The sequence below is a fragment of the Mycobacterium yunnanensis genome (genome assembly GCF_025823185.1).
Lineage (GTDB): Bacteria > Actinomycetota > Actinomycetes > Mycobacteriales > Mycobacteriaceae > Mycobacterium > Mycobacterium yunnanensis.
On sequence record NZ_JACKVK010000008.1, the window covers coordinates 347,573 to 363,070 of the forward strand.

Consider the following 15,498-nt stretch of genomic DNA (forward strand, 5'->3'; position numbering starts at 1 on the left):
GCATGGCAGCGAGATGCTCCTGGTAGCCGACGATACTTCAGCACGGATGGAGGAGTTGACCCCATGTTGACGCAGCTACGTGGTGCAGGGCCCTGGATCGTCGGGTTGGCGGCCGCGATGGTGGCCGGCGCCGCGGTCGCCATCTCACCGCTGTTCCTCGCCGTAGAAGCGCTCTTGCTGTTCGTACTGGCCGCCCTGCTCTACCCGGGCACCCGCTGGCAGCTCGCTCCGCTCACGGTGCTCGTCGTCTCCCCGGCAATCTTCCTCGACGCCGCGGGCGAACCGATGCCCAACGGTGACGCCGCCCAAAAGGCGTTGCTGATCGTCGCGCTCGGATGCCTGGTGTTCACCGCCGGAGTCAGGTGGTCGGGCGTCGGAGCCGCGGCGGTCGCCGCGGTGGGCCTGGCGCTCGTGGTCTCGGTGCTCGACGTGGGAGGGGCGATCGACGTCGGCACGGCGCTGGCGGCCCGCGCGTTCGTCGGTTACACGCTGCCCTGGCTGTTCCTCTTCGTCGACTGGCGCAGGATCGGGGTCTCGCGGGGTCTGGGGTTCATCGCCAAATTGCCCCTGCTGAGCGTGATCGCCGGCATCCCGCTGCAACTCGCCGGGGTGTCGACGGTGTTCAGCATCGAGGCCACCGGCGTGCCGCGGCTCGAGGGCGCCTCGATCCCGGCGCACCTGGCCTTCCTCGCCCTCGTCGGGTTGGCCGCCGGACTGTGCCTGTTGGGTCTGCCGCAGGTCGACCGCAACTCGCGCACCCACCTGTGGGTCGGTCTGAACCTCGTCATCCTGGTGGGCACTGCGACGCGTGGCGGCATCGGCGTCGGCCTGGCCCTGGTGGCCGTCTTCATCGTCCACGCGCTGATGGTGAGCCGGACGTCGTCGCGACTGGCGCGCCGGGGCGCGTGGATGGCCACCGCCATCGGCGTCGTCGCCATGGTCGTGGCGGCGCCCGAACTGATCCGGCGCAGCATGGGCAACAGCTACGAGGGCACGTTCAACCTCTCGGGCCGAGATCAGGCCTGGGACTTCTTCTTCGGTCTCGCCACCCAGAGTCCGGCCACCGGCAAGGGGCTGGGCTTCGCCACCATCGCGGTGCAGCTGTACGCGCCGCCCAACGTGCAGAAGGAGTTCGTCGCACCGCACAACGAGTACATTCACCTCTGGCTCGACGGGGGCCTGCTGTTCCTCGTTGCGATGATGGCCACCATGCTGACGCTGTTCTTCCTGGCCGCCCGCGCGCACCGCGGCACCGTCAGATGGGTCATCGCCACCTTCGGACTGGGCTTCCTGGGCTACTCGTTCACCGACAACACCTTCTCCACACCACAATTCACCGTTCTGGTGGTCATGCTGCTCGGCATCCTGGCTGCCAACCCCGCATCGCCCAGACAGGTCGGCGCGCCGTCGGCGCCGGTCGAGGCGAGGGCGGCGGTGCCCGCGTGAGCACCCCGGGAGAGCCGACCTTCGAGGAGTCCCGTCGGTTGCAGGACAGGTTGCACGAACTGATCCCCGGTGGCGCGCACACCTACGCGAGGGGTTCAGACCAGCTGCCGGAGTTCATGACGCCGGTGCTGACCCGCGGCAGCGGCTGCCGGGTGTGGGACGCCGACGGCAACTGCTACGTCGAGTACGGCATGGGATTGCGCTCGGTCACCCTCGGCCACGGGTATCAGCCGGTGCTCGACGCCGTCACCGCCACCATCGCCGACGGCGTCAACTTCACCCGGCCGACCGTGCTGGAATTGGCTGCGGCAGAGGACTTCCTGAGCCTGGTGCCGGCCGCGGACATGGTGAAGTTCGCCAAGAACGGCTCCGACGCCACCACCGCCGCGGTCAAGTTGTCCCGCGCCGTCACCGGCCGGCGCCGGGTCGCGATGTGCACCCAGCCGTTCTTCTCCACCGACGACTGGTTCATCGGGTCCACCCCGATGAACGCCGGCATTCCCGACGGCTGCGCCGACGCCGCGCGGTTCGAGTACAACGACCTCGAATCGGTGTCGAAGGCGTTGGCGGGCAACGACATCGCCTGCGTCATCATGGAGGCCGCAAGCGCGAACGCCGAACCCGAGCCCGGCTTTCTCGAAGGCGTGCGGGCGTTGTGCGACCGGCACGGCTCGCTCCTGGTCTTCGACGAGATGATCACCGGGTTCCGCTGGTCTGCGCACGGGGCCCAAGGCGTCTACGGTGTCGAACCCGACCTGTCGTGCTGGGGCAAGGCCATGGCCAACGGCTTCCCGCTGGCCGCCCTGGCCGGCAAGCGCGAGTACATGGAGCTCGGCGGGTTGCGCACCGAGCGCGACCGGGTCTTCCTGCTCTCGACCACGCACGGCCCGGAAACCGCGTCCCTGGCCGCCTTTCGCGCCGTCGTACACGCCTACCGCACCGAGGATCCCGTCGGCCGGATGGAGCACGCGGGTCGGCTGCTGGCGCACGGGGTCACCGAGGCCGTCGCCGCCGCCGGGCTGGACGAGTACGTCAGCGTCGTCGGTCGGCCGTCCTGCATGGTCTTCGTCACCCGGGGACCCGACGGCGCCCCGTCGCAGGCCTACCGCACCCTGTTCCTGCAGGAGCTGTTGCGCCGCGGCGTACTCGGGCAGTCCTTCATCACCTCGGCGGCCCACACCGACGCCGACGTCTCGGCGACCGTCGACGCGGTTCGGGCCGCGCTGCCCGTCTACGGCACGGCGATCGAGGCGGGCACCGTCGAAGGTCTGCTCGAGGGCCGACCCGTCGCACCGGCATTGCGCCGGTCGGCGCACCCGCGTCTACTTCGCGGCGCGAGTAGCGGGGTGAATCGCGATTAGCCCCAACGTGCTGCGTCGCTTGCACAGCGCGGCGAGTTCGGCGTAGGCCTTCGCGCCGAGGAGTTCGGTGAGTTCGGGGGCGTAGGACTGCCACACCTGCCGGGTTCCGACGTGGGCGTTGGGATCTCCGGTGCAGTACCAGTGCAGGTCCGCACCGCCCTCGCCCCAACCGCGCCGGTCGTATTCGGTGATGGTGGTGCGCAGCACCTGGGAACCGTCCGGCCGCTCCACCCACTCCTGGCTGCGCCGGATCGGCAGCTGCCAGCAGATCTCTGGTTTCATGGTCAGGGGTTCCACGCCGAGCTTGAGCGCCTTGGTGTGCAAAGCGCAGCCGATGCCCCCGGCAAAGCCGGGTCGGTTGAGGAAGATGCAGGCGCCCTTGTACTTCCGGGTCCGCAGGTTGTCCTTGCCGTCGTACTCGTCCATCTCCAGGTAGCCCTTGCGGCCCAGGCCCTTGTCCCGGAACTGCCAGTCCTCGTCGGTCAACTGCTTGACGGCGTCGTCGAGCTTGGCGACGTCGTCGTCGTCGGACATGAAGGCGCCGTGGCTGCAGCAGCCGTCGTCGGGTCGGTTCGCGACCGTGCCCTGACAGGCGGGGGTGCCGAACACGCACGTCCAGCGCGAACACAACCAGGTGATGTCCGCCGCGATGAGGTGTTCGGGATTGTCGGGGTCGAAGAACTCCACCCATTCTCGGGCGAAGTCCAAGTCGACCTCACCATTCTTGGCACCGGGGCGCGATCCGCTCACGGAACGCAACGGTAGACCCGTTAACGTGGGACGCGTGCGATTGGGCGTGCTCGACGTGGGCAGCAACACGGTTCATCTGCTCGTCGTCGACGCCCGGCGAGGTGGACACCCGACCCCGATGAGTTCGACGAAGGCCGCGCTGCGCCTCGCCGAGGCCATCGACGGGTCCGGAAAGCTGACCAGGAAGGGCGCCGACAAGCTCGTCGACACCGTCGACGAATTCGCCAAGATCGCCGCCAGTTCGGGGTGCGTCGAGCTGATGGCGTTCGCGACGTCGGCCGTTCGCGACGCCACGAACTCCGAAGACGTGCTGGCGCGGGTGCTTTCGGAGACGGGGGTGGCCCTCAAGGTGCTCTCGGGGGTCGACGAGTCTCGCCTGACGTTCCTCGCGGTGCGGCGCTGGTACGGCTGGAGCGCCGGGCGCATCATCAACATCGACATCGGCGGCGGATCGCTGGAACTGTCCAGCGGCGTCGACGAGGAACCCGAGGTGGCGCTGTCGCTTCCGCTCGGCGCGGGCCGGCTCACCAGGGAGTGGCTGCAGGACGACCCGCCGGGGCGCCGCAGGGTGGCAATGCTGAGGGACTGGCTCGCCACGGAGATGGCCGAGGCGGGCGCCGGGGTGCTCGAGGCGGGCGTGCCGGACCTGACCGTCGCGACCTCCAAGACGTTCAGATCGCTGGCGCGACTCACCGGTGCGGCGCCTTCCGGCGCTGGACCGCGGGTGAAGAGGACACTGACTGCATCGGGGCTTCGTCAGCTCATAGCATTCATCTCTAGGATGACGACGGCCGACCGAGCGGAATTGGAAGGGGTGAGCGCCGAGCGCGCGCCACAGATCGTGGCGGGAGCATTGGTAGCTGAAGCGAGTATGAAGGCCCTTGCGATCGATACCGTGGACATTTGCCCCTGGGCGTTGCGAGAAGGGTTGATCTTGCGGAAACTCGACAGTGAGGCCGACGGGACCGCCTTGTTCGGCACCTCGGCCGGCCTCACCAGAGCCAGAGGCGCGAGACGATGACCGATCCAGACGACACGACCTCGACGCGGCCCATCTCGGTCGCGGAACTCCTGGCGAAGAACGGCACCATTGGTGCACCCCCGGCCGGCGGTCGACGCCGTCGCAGGCGGGGCAACAGCGACGCGGTGACCGTCGCGGAACTCACCGGTGAGATACCGATCGTCAACACCGGTTCGATGCCCGTGGTGCGCCAGCCGGTCGCCGAACCCACGCCGGCGGTCGTCGAGCCGCCCGCGCCACCCGAGCCGCCCGCCGCCGAGGTCGAGCCGACCCCGGAGCCAGAACCGGACGTCGTACCGGACGCGGAGGCCGAGAGCGACGCAGCGGCCGAGACCGCCGTCGACTCCGACGCAGACGCCGACGCCGAGCAGGAGCTCGAGCCCGAGCCCGAACCCGAGGCCGAGCCAGAGCTCACCGAGGCCGAACGGGACTACCAGGCCCACCTCGACGAGCGCGCCGCCGACCCGGACCCGGTCGACTTCTTCGCCCCGGCTCCGCGCCGCTCGCAGGCGTCTACCACCGGCGGATTCGCGGTTCAGAGCGCCGAGGAGATGAGTCCGGACCCCGTCGTCGACGACGACGAGGACTCCGACGAGATGCTGGACCTGGGACCCGGCTTCGGGGGCGCCCTCGACGACGATGACGCCCTCGACGAGCATGCCGCCGAGGACGACGAGGAATTGCGGCAGGAGACGCCGTCGTACCTGCGCTCCAACACCGACACCCTGTTCGGCGGTCAGTCCGTCGCCGACGACCTGGCCCGGCGCGGCCGTGCTCCCGGACCCGAGGACATCGACCTCGGCGAGGACGACGCGACCGCGGCCGAATCGGTGGCCGAGGAACCCGCCGAGCGCCCCACCGAGGAGGCCTCGGCATTCGTCAGGGGCGTCTGGGTGGTGGTGCAGTGCGTCCTCGCCGTCGCCTTCGGGGCGGGGTTGTTCATCGCGTTCGACCAGCTGTGGCGGTGGAACACCATCGTCGCGCTGGTGCTGTCCGTGCTCGTCATCCTCGGCCTCGTCGTCGGCGTGCGCGTCGTCCGCAAGACCGAGGACATCGGCAGCACCCTGATCGCGGTGGCGGTGGGTGCCCTCGTCACGTTGGGACCCCTGGCTCTGCTGCAGTCGCACTGACGCGTCACACTGACGGCTCGTGCGCCCCGCAATCAAGGTCGGTCTGTCCACCGCCTCGGTGTATCCGTTGAGGACCGAGGCGGCCTTCGAGTACGCCGCCCGCCTCGGCTACGACGGCGTCGAATTGATGGTGTGGGCCGAATCGGTCAGCCAGGACATCCCGGCGATCCGCCGGATGTCGGAGAGTTACGGCATCCCGGTGTTGAGCGTGCACGCGCCCTGTCTGCTGATCTCGCAGCGCGTGTGGGGCGCCGATCCCGTCTCCAAGCTGGAGCGCAGCGTCCGGGCGGCCGAGGAACTCGGCGCGCAGACCGTCGTGGTCCATCCGCCGTTTCGGTGGCAGCGGCGCTACGCCGAGGGGTTCACCGACCAGATCAGCGCCCTCGAGCAGTCCAGTGAGGTGATGGTCGCCGTCGAGAACATGTTCCCGTTCCGCGCCGACCGCATCTTCGGTACGGGCCAGTCGTCGATCTCACGGATGCGCAAGCGCGGGGGTAGCCCCGGCATAGCGGTGTCGGCGTTCGCGCCGTCCTACGACCCGCTGGACGGCAACCACGCGCACTACACACTCGACCTGTCGCACTCGGCGACCGCGGGCACCGACGCCGTTGAGATGGCGGGCCGCATGGGCGAGGGGCTGGTGCACCTGCACCTGTGCGACGGCAGCGGCGCGTCGACCGACGAGCACCTGGTGCCCGGGCGCGGCACGCAGCCCACCGTCGAGGTCTGTCAGATGCTGGCCGCGAGCAATTTCGCCGGGCACGTCATCTTGGAGGTGACCACCTCGGGAGCGCGCACGGCGGCCGAGCGTGACGAGCTGCTGACCGAGTCCCTCGAATTCGCCCGAGTCAACCTGTTGCGTTAGGAGCTGTTGCCGTCATGGATGGGTCGACGTCGTTCGGCGATGCGATGAGGCTGAGCGAGGTGTCCTCGGACGATCCGCTGGTGCGGGTGTTCGACGGGGAACTCAACGAGCACTGGACGATCGGTCCGAAGGTGCACGGCGGCGCGATGCTGGCGCTGTGTGCGAACGCCGCGCGGACGGTGATCACCGGAGGGCAGGAGCGGAGCGACCGGGGAAGTGTCACCGGCGGGCAGGACGTCGAACCGATCGCGGTGTCGGGCAGCTTCCTGTGGGCGCCGGACCCCGGGCCGGTGCGCGTGATCACCACGACGCGCAAGCGCGGTCGCCGGATCAGCGTGGTCGACGTCGCCCTGAAGCAAGGTGATGAGCGCTCGCGCGAAGAACAGAGGACTGCTGTGCGGACGACGATCACCCTCGCCGTGCCCGAGCACGACGCCCCGCCGTTGCTGTCGGTCAACCCCGTGGCGCAGCTGATGACGCCCGACCCGCCGCCGGGGCTCGAACCGATCGGGCCCGGGCATCCGATGGCCGACGTCGTGCACCTGGCGCACGGGTGTGACATCCGGCCGTCGATGACGACGATGCAGCCTCGGACCGACGAATCGGATCGATCGCCGGCCTTTCAGTACTGGGTGCGTCCCAAGGACGCGTCCCCCGACGTCCTGTTCGCCCTGCTGAGCGGTGACCTGTCCGCGCCGGTCACGCTCGGACTGAACCGAAGTGGTTGGGCGCCAACGGTTCAGCTCACCGCCTATCTACGCGCACGACCGGCCGACGGGTGGTTGCGGGTGATGTGCACGGCCACTCAGATCGGCCAGGAGTGGTTCGACGAAGACCACGTCGTCGTCGACTGCGAGGGGCGCATCGTCGTGCAATCGCGCCAACTGGCACTGGTGCCGCCGCCGGCGTGACCCGCGCGCCGCACCACGGTCACGAGGTCGACCGCGACGCGTGCAATGCTTGCCGACGTGGCGAGAATTGCGATCATCGGTGGCGGAAGTATCGGCGAGGCACTGCTTTCCGGGCTGCTGCGCTCGGGTAGGCAGGCCAAGGACATGGTCGTCGCGGAGCGGCACCCCGAACGGGCCAGGTACCTCTCCGAGACGTACTCGGTCTTGGTGACGTCGGTGGCCGACGCCGCCGAGAACGCCGGCTACGTCGTCGTCGCGGTGAAGCCGTCGGACGTCGAGAAGGTCATCGGGGACATCGGCGAGGCCGCGGCGCGGGCGGAGAACAACAGCGCCGAGCAGGTGTTCGTCTCCGTGGCCGCCGGGGTCAGCACGGCGTACTACGAGGCCAACCTGCCCGCCGGATCGCCCGTCATTCGGGTCATGCCCAACGCTCCCGTCGTGGTCGGCGGCGGCGTCAGCGCGTTGGCGCCGGGTCGGTTCGCGACCTCCGATCAGCTCAGGGAGGTCTCGGCCATCTTCGACGCCGTCGGCGGCGTCCTGACGGTGCCGGAGAACCAGCTGGACGCGGTCACGGCGGTCTCGGGTTCGGGGCCGGCGTACTTCTTCCTGATGGTCGAGGCGCTCGTCGACGCGGGCGTCGCCCAGGGGCTGCCGCGGGCCGTGGCGACCGATCTGGCGGTGCAGACGATGGCGGGCTCGGCGGCAATGCTCCTGGAGAGCCTGGACCGGGCCAATCCGTCGGGTGACGGGGCGATGGGTACGGCCTTGGACACCAGCCCCGCGCAGCTGCGCGCCACCGTGACGTCTCCGGGGGGCACCACCGCCGCTGGGCTGCGGGAATTGGAGCGAGGGGGCCTGCGGGCGGCGGTGGCCGAGGCCGTCGCGGCGGCGAAAACACGCTCTGAGCAGCTAGGAATTACACCGGAGTAGTTCAGGCAATCTGAACGGATTGACCCACACCCGTCGCAATAACCCCAATGGCCACGCTATTCTCCCTGAGGTATGCGCGCTCCTGCGCCAGCGGTGGGGAAGCCGTTGGACAAGACGTGCCTGATTGATTGGGTTGCGATGACGTCTATGAACGGGCCATCGGCACGGGATTCCGCTAGTGGTAAATCGGCGCGCGATGGCTCCGGCGGCGAGCCTGCCCGGCAGCAATTCCTCACCGTTGCCGAGGTGGCGAGCTTGATGAGGGTCAGCAAGATGACGGTCTACCGACTGGTGCACAACGGCGAACTGCCCGCGGTGCGCGTCGGTCGGTCGTTCCGGGTGCACGCCAAGGCCGTTCACGACCTCCTGGAGACGTCGTACTTCGACGCCGGGTAGTCCCCTCCGGTGTGCACGCCCGGGTCGCCGTCGCGGCGGCCCGGGTTCAGTACGGCCGTTTTCGTGCCGGAGTGCATCCCGGGTAAGGTGACGGGTCGGTTCTCCTGGCGCAGATGCCGGGAGATGTCTTAGGTAGCGGAGTTCATGGGTTCAGTAATCAAGAAGCGGCGCAAGCGCATGTCGAAGAAGAAGCACCGCAAGTTGCTTCGTCGTACGCGGGTTCAGCGCAGAAAACTCGGCAAGTAGCCTCTCGGGCCGCGCCCGTTAGGCTGTCGACATGGAATCCCCGGGTGACGCCAAGGATGCGGCTGGGCCGCCCAAGGTCGTCCTGGTCACCGGGGCGTGTCGATTCCTCGGCGGGTATCTGACGGCGAGGCTGGCGCAGAACGCGGCGATCGACCGCGTCATCGCGGTCGACGCCGTCTCGCCGAGCAAGGACTTGCTCCGGCGGATGGGCCGCGCCGAGTTCGTTCGGGCCGACATTCGAAATCCGTTCATCGCCAAGGTGATTCGCAACGGAGACGTCGACACCGTGGTGCATGCCGCGGCGGCGTCCTACGCTCCGCGCGCGGGCGGCAGGGCGGCGCTCAAGGAGCTCAACGTGATGGGCGCGATGCAGCTGTTCGCGGCCTGCCAGAAGGCGCCGTCGGTGCGGCGGGTCATCCTCAAGTCCACCTCCGAGGTGTACGGCTCGAGCCCGCGCGACCCCGTCATGTTCACCGAGGACGGCAGCTCGCGCCGGTCGCCGGGCGAGGGCTTCGCCAAGGACAGCATCGACATCGAGGGGTACGCCCGCGGCTTGGCGCGTCGGCGTCCGGATCTCGCCGTGACGATCCTTCGGTTGGCCAACATGATCGGTCCGGCCATGGACACTGCACTCTCGCGCTTCCTGGCCGGGCCCGTGGTGCCGTCGGTGCTCGGGCACGACGCCCGGTTGCAACTGCTGCACGAGCAGGACGCCCTCGGCGTCCTGGAGCGGGCCACGATGGCGGGTCGGTCGGGCACGTTCAACGTCGGCGCCTCGGGCATCATCATGATGTCCCAAGCAATCCGCCGGTCCGGCCGGGTGCCGCTGCCGGTGCCGCGATCGGCACTTTCTGCCGTCGATTCGCTGCGCCGCGCAACCAAGTACACCGAGCTGGACCGCGAGCAGTTGAACTACGTGAGCTATGGCCGGGTGATGGACACCGCGCGCATGCGCAAGGAGCTAGGTTACAACCCGAAGTGGACCACGGCCGAGGCTTTCGACGATTACGTACGGGGTCGAGATTTGCAGCCGATCCTCGATCCGCGATGGGTACGCTCGGTCGAGAGTCGCGCCATGTCGGCGACACGGCTGCTGCGGCGTTAGTCTGTTACTTCGAGGCGTGGGGGAGGTTGGGTCATGGCTGGCGAGTCCAAGGCGAAAGTCATTCCGCTGCACTCGAATTCGACTCGAGCGTCAGCGCAGCGACGAGCGGCTGCGCGCGAGGCCGCCCGTAGGCACCCGTCGCTGCTCGACGAATCCGGTGCGCGCGCGTCGGCTGACCAGCTGGCGGCGGTCGTCCACGAGATCGACGATCGACGCGAGTTCGCCGGCGTCGCGGGCGGCGCCGACGAGGGCCCCGGTGAGCTGAGTCAGCGCATCGCCACGATCGCCGAATTCGTCCGCAAGCGGATGTCCGGCGACTACACCGTCGACGAATTCGGCTTCGACAAGCACCTCAACGAAGCAATCTTCCTGCCTTTGCTGCGGGGCTTGTTCCGCAACTGGTTCCGCGTCGAGGTCAGCGGTATCGAGAACCTGCCGGACACCGGTCCGGCCCTCGTCGTCGCCAACCACGCCGGCGTGCTGCCGATGGACGGACTGATGGCCTCGGTCGCCGTCCACGACAATCATCCCCACCAGCGCGACCTGCGCCTGCTGGCGGCGGACATGGTCTTCGACATGCCCGTGATGGGACAAGCCGCCCGCAAGGCCGGGCACACCATGGCCTGCACGGCCGACGCCCACCGACTGCTCGCCGCAGGCGAATTGACCGCCGTCTTCCCCGAGGGCTACAAGGGGCTGGGCAAGAACTTCCGGGACCGCTACAAGCTGCAGCGCTTCGGCCGCGGTGGATTCGTCTCCGCGGCACTGCGGGCCCACGCTCCCATCGTGCCGTGCTCGATCGTCGGGTCCGAGGAGATCTACCCGATGCTCGCCGACGTGAAGTTGCTCGCCCGGCTGATGGGCCTGCCGTACTTCCCGGTGACGCCGCTGTTCCCGCTCGCCGGACCGCTCGGGTTGGTGCCGCTGCCGTCGAAGTGGCACATCCAGTTCGGCGAACCCATCTCCACCGAGGGGTACGACGAGACGGCGGCCGACGACCCGATGATCACCTTCGAGTTGACCGACCAGGTCCGCGAGACCATTCAGCAGACGCTCTACCAACTGCTGGCCAACCGCCGGAATCCCTTCCTCGGCTGACGGCCCTCAGGCGCCGGTCTTGGTTTGCCCGGCAATCATCCGCTTCATCGCCGCGTCACGCCCGGCGGCGATCTGCGCCGTCACCTCGTCGTGTTCGTCGGTGTTGGTCGACTCACCGAACAGCGTGACGATGCTCGTCAGGATGGGGGTGCCGTCGTCGTCGGTCACCTCTGCGCGGACCTCGGCGATGATCGCGCCGTGCGATTCGATGACCGAATCCAGATAGGAGTCGAACCACAGCTTGTCACCCACCACTATCGGGCGGTGGAAGACGAGCTTCTGGTCGCGATGCAGGACGCGTTCCATGTTGATCGGCACGTCGAACTGGTTGAAGATCTCGTTCTGCACCCGGCGTCCGGCGACGGCCACGAAGGTCAGCGACGCGATGAGAGCACCCTGCCCGCAGTCGGCGGCCGCGTCCTCGTCGTAGTGGGCCGGGTGGTCGTCCTTCACCGAGCGGGCGAACTCACGGACCTTCTCGCGATCCACCAGAAAGTAGTCGGGGTACCGGAAGTGGGTCCCGATGATGTCCTGGGCGATGCTCATGGTTCGGTTCGGCTCTCCGCTTGGTCCCTGGCTGGTGCGGCGCCGAGCCTATCAGCGGGCGGTCAGCCGCCAGTGCCGCGACGGGACACGACCGCGGCCAGTGCGCCACCGGCGGCACCGAGGGCCAGCGCGGACGGAACGCCGATGCGCGCGGCCTTGCGGGCGGTACGGAAGTCGCGAATCTCCCAGCCCCGCTTGCGGGCGACGTCGCGCAGGGCGGCGTCGGGATTGATGGCGACGGCGGTGCCGACCAGAGACAGCATCGGGACGTCGTTGATGCTGTCGGAGTAGGCGGTGCAGCGTCGGAGGTTGAGTCCCTCGCGAATGGCCAGAGACCGCACCGCGTGCGCCTTGCCCGCACCGTGCAGGATCTCCCCGACGAGGCGGCCGGTGAACACCCCGTCCACCGATTCGGCGACCGTGCCGAGCGCGCCGGTCAGCCCCAACTTGCGGGCGATGGTGGCGGCCAATTCGTAGGGCGTCGCGGTGACCAGCCAGACCTGCTGGCCGGCGTCGAGGTGCATCTCGGCCAGCGCCCGGGTGCCCTGCCAGATCTTGTCGGCGATGATCTCGTCGTAGATCTCCTCGCCGACCTCGGTCAGCTCGGAGGTCGGCCTGCCCTCGATGAACGCCAGCGCCTTGGTGCGCCCGGCGGCGACGTCGTCGCTGTTCTCCTTGCCGGTCAGTTGGAACTTCGCCTGCGCGTAGCCGAAGCGCGCCAGATCGCCGTAGGTGAAGTACTTGCGTGCCGCCAGCCCGCGGGCGAAGTGCACCAGCGACGAGCCCTGCACCAAGGTGTTGTCGACGTCGAAGAAGGCCGCCGCCGTCAGATCGGGTGGTGGTGGCTCGGTGGCGGATGCCTCGTCGGCCACGATGAACTCGACGGCGTCGGCTTCATCCCCGGCCTGCTCACCGGCCTTCCGATTGGCGTCAGCCCCTGACTCGGACACCCTTCAACAGTAGGGCACGCGATACTCGGTCCCGTGGACCACGTGGGGAGCAGGCATGCCGTCGAGTTGTTGACCCGCGCCGGGTGCAGCATGTGCGAGAAGGCCGCGGCGGTGCTGACCCGCCTCGCCGCGGAGTTGGACTTCGACCTCGCCAGCACCGACGTCGACGCCGCGGCCGCCGCGGGTGACCCCTCGCTGCGGGCCGAATACGGCGATCTGCTGCCCGTGGTCCTGCTTGACGGGGTGCAGCACGGGTACTGGGAGGTCGACGAGCAGCGTTTGCGCGCCGATCTCTCCAGGGTCGAGTGACGCTTACCTCGAATTTGGTTGGCGGCCAGATGGCCGACTATCTTCGATGTCATCCGGGGCGGCGTAGCGACGGGAAAGTAGCACGGTGACGAGGCCATGAGCGTTCTTCTCTTCGGGGTGTCGCATCGCAGCGCCCCGGTGTCCGTTCTGGAACGCCTCAGCACCGACGAGTCCGATCAGGCCAAGATCGTCGACGAAGTCCTGCGGTCCCCACTCGTCACCGAGGCGATGGTCCTCTCCACGTGCAACCGGGTCGAGATCTACGCCGTCGTCGAGGCATTCCACGGCGGGTTGTCGGTCATCGGGCAGGTGCTCTCCGAGCATTCCGGTCTGTCACTCGGCGACCTGACCAAGCACGCCTACGTCCGTTACGCCGAGGCCGCCGTCGAGCATCTGTTCGCGGTGACCAGCGGCTTGGACTCCGCGGTGATCGGCGAACAGCAGGTCCTCGGTCAGGTGCGTCGCTCCTACGCCTCGGCCGAAGCCCACCAAACCGTGGGTCGCACCCTGCACGAACTGGCGCAACGCGCGTTGCAGGTCGGCAAGCGCGTGCACTCCGAGACCGGCATCGACGCCGCGGGTGCGTCGGTGGTGTCGGTGGCGTTGGACATGGCCGACGCCAAGTTGTCCGGTTTGGCGGGGCGGGCGGCCGCGGTGATAGGCGCCGGCTCGATGGGCTCGCTGGCCGCGGCACATCTGGTGCGCGCCGGCATCGGCCGGGTCCACGTGGTGAACCGCTCGCTGCCGCGTGCCGAGCGTCTCGTCGAGAACCTGCGGGCCCAGGGCGTCGACGCGCACGCCTTCCCGTTCGACCACATTCCGGCGGTGCTCGCCGACGCCGACGTGGTGGTGGCGTGTACCGGGGCCGTGCGCCCCGTCGTCTCGTTGGCCGACGTACACCGCGGGCTCGCGCACGGCCAGGAACCCAAGCAGCTCGTGGTGTGCGACCTGGGGATGCCCCGCGACGTCGACCCGGCGATTGCCGGCTTGCCTGGTGTCTTCGTCGTCGACATGGACCGCATCCAGCGCGAACCCGCCGCCCGCGCCGCCGCCTCGGATGCCGAGGAGGCCCGCGCGATCGTCGCCGCGGAGGTTGCCAACTACCTTGCCGGCCAGCGGATGGCCGAGGTGACGCCCACCGTGACGGCCCTTCGTCAGCGCGCCGCCGACGTCGTCGAGGCCGAGTTGTTGCGCCTGGACAACCGGCTGCCCGGCCTCGATACCGCGCACCGCGACGAGGTCGCGCGCACCGTGCGGCGCGTGGTCGACAAGCTCCTTCACGCCCCGACCGTTCGGGTCAAGCAACTGGCCAGCGCGCCGGGTGGGGACAGTTACGCCGAGGCGCTGCGTGAGCTCTTCGAGCTCGACCCGCAGGCCGTCGATGCGGTCTCCGGTGGCGAATTACCGCTCGTGGCAACGGAATTGATCCCTGGCGACGTCCGATTCGACCTTGGTCAGGCTGAGTAGACACTTGTCACATTCGCGCGATACGGCCATCCGGATCGGCACGAGGGGCAGCCTTCTGGCTACCACTCAGGCCGGACTCATCAGGGACGCTCTGATCGCCAAGGGGCACGCCGCCGAACTCGTCATCGTTTCCACCGCTGGCGACCGCTCCAGCGGCCCGATCGCCGACATCGGCATCGGGGTGTTCACCGCGGCGTTGCGCGACGCGATCGCCGACGGCACCGTCGACGTGGCGGTGCATTCCTACAAGGATTTGCCGACGGCGCCCGACGACCGGTTCTCGATCGCCGCCATCCCGCCACGCGAGGACCCCAGGGACGCCCTGGTGGCCCGCGACGGCCTGGTGCTCGGGGAGTTGCCAGCCGGTTCGGTGATCGGCACGTCGAGCCCGCGGCGGACGGCGCAGCTTAGAGCACTGGGTCTCGGTTTGGAAATTCGCCCCCTAAGAGGCAACCTAGACACCAGGTTGAACAGGGTAAGCAACGGTGATTTCGACGGTGTCGTCGTCGCCCGGGCGGGCTTGGTCCGCATCGGACGGCAGGGCGCGGTCACCGAGACCCTGGAGCCGGTGCAGATGTTGCCAGCGCCGGCCCAAGGTGCGCTCGCGGTGGAGTGTCGCGCGAGCGATTCGGAGCTCGTCGCGCTGCTGGCGGAGATGGATCACGCCGACACGCGCGTCGCGGTCACCGCGGAGCGAACTCTGCTCGCCGAGCTCGAGGCGGGGTGTTCCGCGCCGGTGGGTGCGATCGCGGAAGTGGTCGAGTCCATCGACGAGGAGGGCAACGTCTTCGACGAGCTGTCGCTGCGCGGCTGCGTGGCGACGCTGGACGGATCCGATGTGATCCGGGCGTCCGGAATCGGTAGCCCCGAACGGGCCAGGGAGCTGGGTCTCTCGGTCGCCGCGGAGCTGTTCGATTTGGGAGCACGGGACTTGTTGGATCAGCGGACGACAGAGCGGGAGTGAAGG

The 15,498-nt window shown here is 68.8% G+C and carries 17 protein-coding genes; 14 read left to right on the forward strand and 3 right to left on the reverse strand.

Annotated features, from left to right (window positions below; translation table 11 throughout):
• Nucleotides 1–63: 63 nt before the first annotated feature.
• Together H7K45_RS11785 and H7K45_RS11790 are read left to right on the forward strand one after the other, a co-directional pair.
• A complete protein-coding gene (locus tag H7K45_RS11785; protein WP_263995988.1) occupies nt 64–1,446 on the forward strand; it encodes an O-antigen ligase family protein in 1,383 nt (460 codons plus the stop codon).
• Complete coding sequence (locus H7K45_RS11790) at nt 1,443–2,807, forward strand: glutamate-1-semialdehyde 2,1-aminomutase (RefSeq protein WP_263995989.1); 1,365 nt, start codon at nt 1,443–1,445, stop codon at nt 2,805–2,807. Before H7K45_RS11785 ends, H7K45_RS11790 begins: the two co-directional genes overlap by 4 nt.
• Here the strand turns inward: H7K45_RS11790 and H7K45_RS11795 are convergent.
• The gene (locus H7K45_RS11795; RefSeq protein ID WP_263995990.1) at nt 2,769–3,557 is read right to left on the reverse strand and encodes a DUF3109 family protein; all 789 of its coding nucleotides are present in this window, start codon (nt 3,555–3,557) and stop codon (nt 2,769–2,771) included. The genes H7K45_RS11790 and H7K45_RS11795 overlap by 39 nt on opposite strands.
• 34 nt (nt 3,558–3,591) lie before the next feature.
• Between H7K45_RS11795 and H7K45_RS11800 the strand changes: the two genes are divergently transcribed.
• The 9 genes from H7K45_RS11800 (at nt 3,592) to H7K45_RS11840 (ending at nt 11,259) form a co-directional block, all read left to right on the forward strand.
• Entirely contained in the window at nt 3,592–4,578 is a 987-nt protein-coding gene (locus H7K45_RS11800; protein ID WP_263995991.1) for a Ppx/GppA family phosphatase, read from the forward strand.
• A complete protein-coding gene (locus H7K45_RS11805; RefSeq protein WP_263995992.1) occupies nt 4,575–5,708 on the forward strand; it encodes an Rv0497 family membrane protein in 1,134 nt (377 codons plus the stop codon). The genes H7K45_RS11800 and H7K45_RS11805 overlap by 4 nt, the downstream gene beginning before the upstream one ends.
• Before the next feature lie 19 nt (nt 5,709–5,727).
• Complete coding sequence (locus H7K45_RS11810) at nt 5,728–6,573, forward strand: sugar phosphate isomerase/epimerase family protein (protein WP_263995993.1); 846 nt, start codon at nt 5,728–5,730, stop codon at nt 6,571–6,573.
• Nucleotides 6,574–6,587: 14 nt separating this feature from the next.
• Complete coding sequence (locus tag H7K45_RS11815; RefSeq protein ID WP_263995994.1) at nt 6,588–7,484, forward strand: thioesterase family protein; 897 nt, start codon at nt 6,588–6,590, stop codon at nt 7,482–7,484.
• A gap of 57 nt (nt 7,485–7,541) precedes the next feature.
• On the forward strand, nt 7,542–8,414 hold the full coding sequence (gene proC / locus H7K45_RS11820) for a pyrroline-5-carboxylate reductase (protein ID WP_263995995.1): 873 nt from the start codon (nt 7,542–7,544) through the stop codon (nt 8,412–8,414).
• A gap of 138 nt (nt 8,415–8,552) precedes the next feature.
• A complete protein-coding gene (locus H7K45_RS11825) occupies nt 8,553–8,810 on the forward strand; it encodes a helix-turn-helix domain-containing protein (RefSeq protein WP_149477769.1) in 258 nt (85 codons plus the stop codon).
• A 144-nt stretch (nt 8,811–8,954) separates the two neighbouring features.
• Complete coding sequence (locus H7K45_RS11830) at nt 8,955–9,056, forward strand: 30S ribosomal protein bS22 (RefSeq protein ID WP_003402602.1); 102 nt, start codon at nt 8,955–8,957, stop codon at nt 9,054–9,056.
• A 31-nt stretch (nt 9,057–9,087) separates the two neighbouring features.
• Nucleotides 9,088–10,161: an SDR family oxidoreductase gene (locus tag H7K45_RS11835; RefSeq protein ID WP_263995996.1), complete on the forward strand. Its 1,074-nt coding sequence runs from the start codon at nt 9,088–9,090 to the stop codon at nt 10,159–10,161.
• Between the two features lie 33 nt (nt 10,162–10,194).
• Nucleotides 10,195–11,259: a lysophospholipid acyltransferase family protein gene (locus H7K45_RS11840; RefSeq protein WP_263995997.1), complete on the forward strand. Its 1,065-nt coding sequence runs from the start codon at nt 10,195–10,197 to the stop codon at nt 11,257–11,259.
• Nucleotides 11,260–11,265: 6 nt separating this feature from the next.
• On the opposite strand, the gene H7K45_RS11845 is transcribed toward H7K45_RS11840, so the two are convergent.
• The gene (locus tag H7K45_RS11845; RefSeq protein ID WP_263995998.1) at nt 11,266–11,805 is read right to left on the reverse strand and encodes an FAS1-like dehydratase domain-containing protein; all 540 of its coding nucleotides are present in this window, start codon (nt 11,803–11,805) and stop codon (nt 11,266–11,268) included.
• A gap of 62 nt (nt 11,806–11,867) precedes the next feature.
• Nucleotides 11,868–12,755, reverse strand: coding sequence for an HAD family hydrolase (locus H7K45_RS11850; protein WP_263995999.1), 888 nt, complete (start codon nt 12,753–12,755; stop codon nt 11,868–11,870).
• A 33-nt stretch (nt 12,756–12,788) separates the two neighbouring features.
• Here H7K45_RS11850 and H7K45_RS11855 point away from each other — a divergent pair, with 33 nt between their 5' ends.
• The 3 genes from H7K45_RS11855 (at nt 12,789) to hemC (ending at nt 15,495) form a co-directional block, all read left to right on the forward strand.
• Nucleotides 12,789–13,064 (forward strand): glutaredoxin family protein, encoded by a 276-nt coding sequence (locus tag H7K45_RS11855; protein WP_263996000.1) that lies wholly within the window; start codon nt 12,789–12,791, stop codon nt 13,062–13,064.
• Nucleotides 13,065–13,160: 96 nt separating this feature from the next.
• The gene (locus H7K45_RS11860) at nt 13,161–14,531 is read left to right on the forward strand and encodes a glutamyl-tRNA reductase (protein WP_263996001.1); all 1,371 of its coding nucleotides are present in this window, start codon (nt 13,161–13,163) and stop codon (nt 14,529–14,531) included.
• Nucleotides 14,532–14,559: 28 nt separating this feature from the next.
• Nucleotides 14,560–15,495, forward strand: coding sequence for a hydroxymethylbilane synthase (gene hemC / locus H7K45_RS11865; RefSeq protein ID WP_263996970.1), 936 nt, complete (start codon nt 14,560–14,562; stop codon nt 15,493–15,495).
• The last annotated feature ends 3 nt before the right edge of the window (nt 15,496–15,498 follow it).